This window comes from Burkholderia sp. AU19243, from assembly GCF_018148075.1.
GTDB classification, from domain to species: domain Bacteria; phylum Pseudomonadota; class Gammaproteobacteria; order Burkholderiales; family Burkholderiaceae; genus Burkholderia; species Burkholderia latens_A.
The window spans coordinates 179,212-187,541 of record NZ_JAGSTV010000013.1 but is presented as its reverse complement, the minus strand read 5'-3'; the positions used below and the strand labels follow the sequence as shown (position 1 = coordinate 187,541).

Annotated in this window: 8 protein-coding genes; 3 read left to right on the top strand and 5 right to left on the bottom strand. The window is 62.8% G+C overall.

Annotated elements, in window-relative coordinates; translation table 11 throughout:
* Together glyA and KDW55_RS22945 are read right to left on the bottom strand one after the other, a co-directional pair.
* Nucleotides 1-691, bottom strand: a 691-nt coding sequence (glyA, locus tag KDW55_RS22950; RefSeq protein ID WP_212148048.1) for a serine hydroxymethyltransferase, incomplete at its 3' end; no start/stop codon positions are given.
* 451 nt (nt 692-1,142) lie between these two features.
* Nucleotides 1,143-2,087, bottom strand: coding sequence for a LysR family transcriptional regulator (locus KDW55_RS22945; protein WP_212161079.1), 945 nt, complete (start codon nt 2,085-2,087; stop codon nt 1,143-1,145).
* 139 nt (nt 2,088-2,226) lie between these two features.
* Between KDW55_RS22945 and KDW55_RS22940 the strand changes: the two genes are divergently transcribed.
* The 3 genes from KDW55_RS22940 (at nt 2,227) to KDW55_RS22930 (ending at nt 5,397) form a co-directional block, all read left to right on the top strand.
* Nucleotides 2,227-2,991 (top strand): SDR family oxidoreductase, encoded by a 765-nt coding sequence (locus KDW55_RS22940; protein WP_040139099.1) that lies wholly within the window; start codon nt 2,227-2,229, stop codon nt 2,989-2,991.
* 75 nt (nt 2,992-3,066) lie between these two features.
* The gene (locus KDW55_RS22935) at nt 3,067-3,858 is read left to right on the top strand and encodes an SDR family oxidoreductase (RefSeq protein ID WP_040139098.1); all 792 of its coding nucleotides are present in this window, start codon (nt 3,067-3,069) and stop codon (nt 3,856-3,858) included.
* A gap of 543 nt (nt 3,859-4,401) precedes the next feature.
* Complete coding sequence (locus KDW55_RS22930; RefSeq protein ID WP_212161080.1) at nt 4,402-5,397, top strand: hypothetical protein; 996 nt, start codon at nt 4,402-4,404, stop codon at nt 5,395-5,397.
* A 116-nt stretch (nt 5,398-5,513) separates the two neighbouring features.
* On the opposite strand, the gene KDW55_RS22925 is transcribed toward KDW55_RS22930, so the two are convergent.
* The 3 genes from KDW55_RS22925 to KDW55_RS22915 are packed head-to-tail and all read right to left on the bottom strand — an operon-like array spanning nt 5,514 to nt 8,104.
* Nucleotides 5,514-5,753, bottom strand: a complete 240-nt coding sequence (locus KDW55_RS22925) for a hypothetical protein (RefSeq protein ID WP_069242564.1) — start codon at nt 5,751-5,753, stop codon at nt 5,514-5,516.
* 17 nt (nt 5,754-5,770) lie between these two features.
* Nucleotides 5,771-6,196, bottom strand: coding sequence for a 2-oxoglutarate dehydrogenase (locus tag KDW55_RS22920; protein WP_249174026.1), 426 nt, complete (start codon nt 6,194-6,196; stop codon nt 5,771-5,773).
* 57 nt (nt 6,197-6,253) lie between these two features.
* Complete coding sequence (locus tag KDW55_RS22915) at nt 6,254-8,104, bottom strand: peptidase S10 (RefSeq protein ID WP_059549047.1); 1,851 nt, start codon at nt 8,102-8,104, stop codon at nt 6,254-6,256.
* Nucleotides 8,105-8,330: the final 226 nt, after the last annotated feature.

Sequence of the window (8,330 nt, the reverse complement as noted above, 5' to 3'; positions counted from 1 at the left end):
TCTTGTGCGTCGTCGTCGTCACGAAGTCGGCGTGCGGCACCGGGTTCGGATACACGCCCGCCGCGATCAGCCCCGCGTAGTGCGCCATGTCGACCATCAGGTACGCGCCCACCGACTTCGCAATCTTCGCCAGACGCTCGAAATCGATCTTCAGCGCGAACGCCGATGCGCCCGCGACAATCAGCTTCGGCTTGTGCTCGTTCGCCAGCTTCTCGGCCGCGTCGTAGTCGATGTCTTCGTTTTCGTTCAGCCCGTAGCTGACGACGTTGAACCACTTGCCCGACATGTTCACCGGCGAGCCGTGCGTCAGGTGGCCGCCGTGCGCGAGGCTCATGCCCATGATCGTGTCGCCCGGCTTGAGCATCGCGAAGAACACGCCCTGGTTCGCCTGCGAACCCGAGTTCGGCTGCACGTTCGCCGCTTCCGCGCCGAACAGCTGCTTCACACGGTCGATCGCCAGCTGCTCGACCACGTCGACGTATTCGCAGCCTCCGTAGTAGCGCTTGCCCGGGTAACCTTCCGCGTACTTGTTCGTGAGCTGCGAGCCCTGTGCGGCCATCACGGCCGGGCTCGTGTAGTTCTCCGACGCGATCAGCTCGATGTGATCTTCCTGGCGGCGGTTTTCCTGCTCGATCGCTGCAAAGAGTTCGGGATCGACGTTCGCGATGGTGCTGGTAGAGCGATTGAACATGATGATTGATCGAAAGAGAGTGATGGATGACGTCGACAACCATGCCGCCCCGCGATGCCGGCCGAACGGTTATTCGCCGTTGCCATTCCAGCAGACGCGGGTTCGTTCAGATAGAAGGATTACGACATTCCGCTAGGATGCATCGCGCCGCGGATGGGCAAACAAAATGGTTCTTCGTGGACGTACGGGGCGGGGGAGGAACGTCGGCGGTCGGCCAATTGCGGAAGTCGGCCGGTTCCCTCGCATAGGGATCCAAGCTTCGCCTGCGCCGAGAAGACAGGCTTTCGCGCGAACTCCGCATCCGGATACTGTGGGCATTTCGAAATCGGTCCCAGGCAGAGTCAACGGCTTGCCCCAGTCACCATAATGTTTGTGCGCCACGGTGCGGAAGGATCGCGCTCTCACCGAACCTGAATGCGCGAACAGGGCGGACGCATGTTCTTGATGAACGTCAATTCGTCACCGATGCGGCGCCTGGCCAGTTTCCGTCACCTCGGTCCCAAGGCGGCACGCCACCGAACGCATCGACCAGGTAATCGATCATGACGCGCACTCTGGCACTCAGATGCCGACGGCTCGGATACAGTGCGAGTATGTCGATATCCGGCAAGCGGTACTCGGGCATAACATGAACGAGCCGGCCAGCGCGGAGATCGTTGCCGATCAGGAAAGTGGGCTGCCAGATCAAGCCGTGCCCGGCGAGGGCGGCTGTGCGTGCCGTATCGCCGTTGTTGGTATGCATGTGACAGTCGACCTTCACCGAGTGAAGCTTGCCGCGCGCGTCGATCAGTTGCCAATCGTCGCCCGTAGCAGCATACGTGTAGCCGATACAGCGGTGCCCGGCCAGCTCCGCCGGGGATGCCGGAACGCCGAAGCGAGCCAGATAGGCCGGCGATGCACACAGAATGTTTTGCGACGTCGCCAGCTTGCGGGCCGCATGACTGGTCGAACCGGCGCGTGAGATGCGAATGGCGAGATCGTAGCCTTCGTCCACGATATCGACGACGCGGTCAATCAGTCCGACGTCGAGTTCGACTCCCGGGTATTTCCGCATGAACTCGGGCCACAACGGTGCCAGATACAAAATACCGAAGCTCACGGGGGCGTTGATGCGCAGCCGCCCGCGCGGCTCGACCGACGCCGACGAGACCAGCCCCTCTGTCTCGGCGACATCGTCGAGGATCGACTTGCAACGGGCGTAAAGCGTCTCGCCGCCCTCGGTAAGAGAAAGCGTACGCGACGAGCGATTCAGCAAGCGCGTGCCCAGATGCGCCTCCAGTTCATTTACGTAACGTGTGACATTGGCGGGAGACGTGCCGAGCGCATCCGCCGCGCGCGCGAAGCCCCCACGGCTCACCACCGTCACGAAAACCTCGAAGGCGCGCAGGCGATCCATCAGTACCTCGATTCATTCACAAAAGCTGAATGATATAAGCACATTTTAGCGCTTCCTACAATCAAAACTGAGGCCTATATTGCTTTCAACGCGCCAATGCATGGGGCACTGGCCGACGAAGTGCATCAGGAGATTGAAAATGCAACGCTTGAAAGGAAAAGTCGCCATCGTCACGGGCGCCAGCGCAGGGATTGGGCGTGCTACGGCAACGCTCTTCGCGAAGGAAGGCGCCAAGGTGGTCATCGCAGCGCGGCGCGCGACAGAACTCGAAACACTCGCCGCTGAGATCGTCAGCGAAGGCGGCGAAGCCGCATATCTGGCGGGTGACGTGCAATCGGAGGACTTCGCGAAGGCGCTGGTCGCGCTCGCGGTGAGCCGCTTCGGCCGCCTGGACATTGCCTACAACAACGCCGGTACGCTCGGCGAGATGGGACCGAGCACCGGTATTTCCGAAGCAGGCTGGAATGCTGCGCTGTCGACCAATCTGACGAGCGCCTTCCTTGGCGCGAAACATCAGATTCCGGAAATGGTGAAGCAAGGTGGGGGATCGATCATCTTCACGTCGACGTTCGTCGGTTACTCGTTCGCGTTTCCGGGCACCGCGGCCTACGCGGCCAGCAAGGCCGGCCTGATCGGCTTGACGCAGGCACTGGCTGCCGAATACGGCGCGCAAGGCGTGCGCGTGAACGCGGTATTGCCGGGCGCGGTCGACACGGACATGTATCGCGGCATGAACGACACCCACGAATCCCAGGCGTTCGTCACGGGGCTGCATGCGCTCAAGCGCGTTGCAAAGCCGGAAGAGCTTGCCCGGTCGGTGCTGTATCTCGCTTCCGACGATTCGTCATTCGTGACCGGTACGGCATCACTTGTTGACGGTGGCGCGTCCATTACCCGGACCTGATCGCTCTTTGTCGGCATCCGGCTTCTACCTGCCGATGCCGCCAGTTCTACCTCACTCATGCAAAGGAAATGACTCATGGACCTGAATCTGCAAGGCAAGCTCGCATTGGTCAGCGGCAGCACCGCCGGCATTGGCTACGCTATCGCCAGGACGTTGGCGCAGGAAGGCGCGCGCGTGATCGTGAATGGCCGCTCCCAGTCATCAGTGGATGACGTGGTCGCGCAACTGAAAGCCGAGACGGGCAGCGACGTAACGGGTTTTGCGGGCGATCTCGCCACCGCGGCGGCGGCCGATGAACTCGCAACGCGTTATCCGGACGTGGAAATCCTGGTCAACAACCTGGGTATCTTCGAGCCCAAGCCATTTGAGGAGATCGCCGATGCCGACTGGTCGCGTTTCTTCGACGTCAACGTGTTGAGCGGCGTACGCCTCGCTCGCCTGTTTCTGCCTGCGATGAAGCGTGCCAACTGGGGGCGCATCATCTTCATTTCGAGCGAAAGCGGCGTGCAGATTCCAGCGGAAATGATCCACTATGGGATGACGAAAGCCGCGCAGATTGCCGTATCGCGCGGGCTCGCGGAAGCCGTTGCCGGCACTGGCATTACGGTCAATAGCGTGCTGCCGGGGCCGACGAAATCGCGTGGCGTGGGCGAGTTCGTGGAGGCGCTTGCAAGCGCCGACGGCAAATCGTTTGAAGCGTTCGAACGGGAGTTCTTCGAGAAGGTCCGCCCCACATCGCTCATCAAGCGATTTGGCTCACCGCAGGAGGTTGCGTCGCTCGTGGCCTATATCGCCAGTCCGCTTTCGTCGGCCACGACGGGAGCCGCGTTGCGAGCCGATGGAGGCGTTATAAAGAGCGCCTTTTAAAACACCGGCCGACAGCTCCGCGGTCACATCGGGACATTAACGGGGACAACTTTGACAACCGAAGCCCAATGCACTCGCGGGCCGCCATACTCCGCGAAGCGGCCATGCGATTGCGGATGGCCGCTTCAGGATCGTTCAGAGTCTTCCACTGACGAGCCGGTCGGTGCGCGAGTTGACGACTTTTCCCGAAGTCGTGACCGTTTTTTTCCTCTACGGCATCAGCCTCCACGGTTCCGTGCAATGTATGGGTCTGCGGGGCCAGATCAGCCTCACTCGGCACTGACATCTAACAGTCTTTGACCACGCAGCCTGGTCGGTCGCTGTAATCTTGGAGATCGATTCGCAAAGGTCGTTGGACGCCGTAACCGCGATCGGCGTGGCGCACTACCCGGTCTCGGTCGCTTCAATGCCCTGGATTATGCGAGCAACGAAAGTTGCAGCCCCACGACCCTTGTGAAGCCGTCTCTTTCGCATGCGCTGCGAGTGCAAGCATCGCTGTGCCGCACGCACCGGTGCCGCCCTGTTCATAAAAAGGTGATCCCCGTGAGAACCATTGCATTGATCGTGTTGAGCTGTCTGGCACTGACCGCTTGCGGGGGCGACGATAGTTCCTCTTCCCCGGCGCAGCCCGGGAACGTAGCAGAGTCCACCAACACCGGGCGCATCGGAGGTAGCGACGGCTCCGGCAACAGTACGCTGACGCTGCGCTACGATGCCCTGCCCAGTGCGGCGGATCAGGCGAGCTTCCTGACGCTGATCAACAACGAAGGCGCAAAGGGCTATCGCTACCTCGGCGACTCCTTCTACGACGCCGGCAATGGCGGCTCGCAATCGATCTTCGTAAACGACGGCGCCGCGCAGATATACACCTACCAGTTGCAGCCGACGCCGACCACCATGACGGGCTTTGTCAGCCAGGCCAATGCACAAGGCACGAGCGGCTACCGGTTCGAAGGGCCGCTCACGTACGGTTATCTCTATCGCAAGGACAGCGGCTCGTCGGCCACCTACTCATACACGACAGCGGACCTGTCGACGAACCCGGACGCGTTCGTCGCGCAGGCGAACGGCGAGGGGCAGTCGGGCTACTGGTTCCTGGGCCCGATGGTCGCGGGATCGGAACAGGCGAACGTGTACATGAAGAACAACGCGTCGAACGCGACCTACACATACGATGCAGTGATACCGACGTCGACCGTCGGGGACTTCATCACGCAGGCCAACAGCGAGGGGGCGAAGGGCTATCGATCGAAGGGCAAGATGCAGTTCGGCCCTTTGCAACCGACTGGCGCGATTAATCTCTCGTGGATCTACATGAAGGACCAAACTCAGTCAGCGACTTTCACGTACCAGTCGGCCGCGGTCCAGGCGACCGGCGCGAGCTTCGTCCAGCAGTTGAATACGTTCGGTGCGCAGGGCAATGCGTATTTAGGCGATCTCGCTCTCGGCATGCCGTCGCCGACGGCATCTTTCTACTTCGAGGCCAGCAACTGCACGGGTTTCCTGTGCACAACGCTGAATCCGCTCACGCAAAACTAAGCAATCGCGGCGGCTGAGCTTGCCGTGCACCCTCAAGCAGCGCCGCGAACAGCTATCCGAGAAACGGGCTTCGCCTATGTCGAAGCGCGCCAACGCCCACGGACAAGCGGCTTGGATCACGCCGTTGGAACGGTTCGGCCGTCGATGGCGTACTCGGCGCCGATGATGGCGCTGGCCCCGTGCGGAGACAAGGAAACCGGTGGGTTATGCCACTTCCCCGGAAAGCACGGCCGGCCAAGAGGAATGCCGCCGGGCGAATCCATGATGACTTTCCGGGCGCCGTCCGTGTCGATGCCGTTCTGCTCGGCAATTCTGGCGGACGGCGCCACGTTCGGCGCCGTCCCGGCGGCCAGCATGCGACCGCACTACACCCTCACTCCTGCTGGTCCTGGTGTTCCTGTTGCGCCTGCACCTGCCGCTGCTGGATGAACTGCCGCACGTCGCTCATCGTTACGCGACCGGTGTGTTTCGCATCGATCTCGTCGAAGTGCTTCGCGACGAACCCGAGCCCGCTGCTCTGCGCCTGCGCCTTCGTCACCGCCGCGCCGTTGCTCAGCACCGTGTTGCCGCCGAGCCGCGCATCGACCCGCTTTTGCGCCTGCTGCTGCAGCGTCGCGCCGGTCGACGGCAGCACCGGCGCCGCTCGGGTCGAAGGAAAGAACGGACCGTCGACGCCGTGCGCGCCGTGCGGCAGCTTCACCGGCGCGACCGCCTGCGGCGGCAGCGCGTAGGCGCTGCTCGTCACTGCACCGACGACGATCGACAAAGACATATGCCGCATCAAGTTGAGTAGAGACATGATCGCTCGCATTCAATGGATGAATAGAGGGTTCCCTTGGCGCAACGCGTGCGTTGCTCAAGGTGCGACCGCCAGCGTCGTCGCGGCCGTGCCGCCCGGCGTGCTGCCGGTCGGCGTGCCGGCCGGGTTCTCGTCCGGCCACGGCGGCGGCAGCGTGCGCAGCGTCAGCGCGGTCGGAATCCGCCGGCCCTGATAGAACAGCGTCAGGTCGCGCTTCATCTGCGGACGGGCGACGTCATCCAGATACGTCATGTGCCCGCCCTGGAAGAAGTTCACCTGCAGCTTCGGGTTCAGCCCCTTCACCGTCTGCAGACGCGCGAGCTGCTTCTCGGTATTGAAGAACGGCGTCGCGAGGTCGTGCAGCCCGTTCTCCGCGAGCACGTGGAGCTTCGGATTCAGCTGCAGCGCACCGAGCAGATCGGGGATCGTGTCGGGCATCGGCTGGCCGTCATGCGAGAAGTCCCACACCTCGATGATGTTGTCGTTCAATGGCAGGTAGGTCGCGTTCGGCGCGGTGTAACCGAGGTAGTCGGGCATCTGCGTCGCAAGCGCGTTCGTGAACGGCTGCGAGATCAGGATGTCCGACGGGTCGCCGTCCGTCTGCAGCCGCGGGTCCGAATTCGGCAACGACACGCGTCCGTCGTAACGGCCGATCGTGGTGCCGGGCAGCAGGCTCGTGCCGAACGGATTCGCGTTGAAGTAGCCGCGCAGCGCCTGCAGCGTCAGGCTCGACGGCACCGACCACAGCCTCAGCGTCGCATCGCTCGGGAACACCGGCGTGCCGAGCGCATCCGGAATGCCGAGCTGGCTCAGCACCCACGATTGCGAGTATCGCTGCAGCTGGTTGTAGATCAGCGTCGTGAACAGTTCCGTCTGCAGCGCGTACAGATACGGGTTGACCGGCGCCGGCGACACCTGGTTGAAGTACTCGGCGACGGCCGCGTAGCCCGGCAGATAGCCGGCCACGGTATCGGTGTCGAGCAGCAACCCTTCGGTCGACTGCGTGATCGCGACCGCTTCCACCGCATCCGCGAAGTAGTTAAGGATCGCGGACTGCAGCACGATCCCCGTCAGGTGCACACCGGCCGATTCGAGCGCGAGCGCGAGCATGTCGGTACGCGGCGTGCCGTACGATTCGCCGTACAGGTAGATCGGCGACGACCCACGGCCGTTCACGTTCAGGTAGCGCTGAATGAAGTCGCGCATGATGTTCACGTCCGCGTCCGAACTCCAGTACTTCTGGTTCGTGTTCGGCAACACGGCTTCCGACAGCCCGGTGCCGGGCGGGTCGATGAACACGAGATCGGTCGTATCGATCAGGCTTTCCGCGTTGTCGACGAGCGGATAGTTCGGCCAGTTGCTGCCGAACAGCGGATCGGGCGTCGCGACGCGCGTCGGCGCGAACGAGCCGAGCCGCAACCAGATCGACGACGAACCGGGGCCGCCGTTATAGACGAACGTGACGGGCCGCGGCTTGCCGTTCGTGCTCGGCGCGGTGTACGCGACGTACGACATCGATGCTTCCGCGTTGCCGTTCGCGTCCTGCGCGGTCAGGTGGCCGGTGGTCGTCGTGTAGTTGACCGTCGTGCCGCCGGACTTCCACTGGTAATGCATCACCGCCGCCTTCTCGGATACCTGCGCGGGCGCGAGGCCGTCGGTCGCGTTCATCGAATACGCGACCGGGTCGACGTAAGGCTGGTTGGACGCCGGCGTCTGATTGGCGGCCGCCTGTTGCGCGCTGGCCTGCTGGCTCGCGGTGGCCTGCGCGACGCTCGATGCGCCCACCGACGACGAATCGTCGCCGCCACAGCCCGCGAGCGCGAGTGTCATCGCGGTCAATGCGCCTAGCCCGGTCAGCCGGCCGCGACGCCCGCGGCGGATGCCGGCACTGCTCCTGTCTGGTTTCATCTCTGTCCTTCGTGTTGGGTCGGATACCGCTTCACACTGGCCGCCACCACCGCCGAAAAACGCGCAGGCGTACCCGCCACTCGCGTTGCACGGTCGGCAGACGGCGATCGGGAATTGGACTACTTCGAGAGACTGAACTTGATACAGAACACAGCAAACTGCTGGCGGAGAATGATGCGAGAACGCCGCCCCCTTGCAGTTCCAACGACTTTTGTATTACGGAAAT